The sequence below is a fragment of the Bacteroides sp. 519 genome, assembly GCF_010500955.1.
Lineage (GTDB): Bacteria > Bacteroidota > Bacteroidia > Bacteroidales > Bacteroidaceae > Bacteroides.
Genome location: NZ_QVMJ01000123.1, coordinates 1 through 318, shown reverse-complemented (window position 1 = coordinate 318; position 318 = coordinate 1). Strand labels below are relative to the sequence as shown.

Genomic DNA, 318 nt, shown 5'->3' with positions numbered 1-318 from the left:
GCTTTCTGTTAAAGCAATTATAGCTAAAGCAGCCAAACTGCCGACTATCATTTTTGACGAAATTGATACAGGTGTCTCTGGTGAAATATTTGGTATAATCGGTCCTGATGGGGCGGGTAAAACAACCTTGTTCCGTATCCTTACCACTTTGTTGTTGCCCGATAACGGCTACCTTTTTACCGTTCTTGTTGGTGATTTCCGGAACATAAATCTTGCCGCTTTCGCGTTCGTAATCGGCAGCACTACCTTGTATGGGGGCGTTAATGGCATTTCGTTCAGCGTATCCACGTACAACAGCGTTTCGTGAATTGATATCTG

The 318-nt window shown here is 44.0% G+C and carries 1 pseudogene; it reads left to right on the top strand.

Going from position 1 to position 318, the window contains the following annotated elements:
• Positions 1 to 16 precede the first annotated feature (16 nt).
• Positions 17 to 130, top strand: a pseudogene (locus tag D0T85_RS22180) (hypothetical protein); the annotation flags it as partial.
• Between the last annotated feature and the right edge of the window lie 188 nt (positions 131 to 318).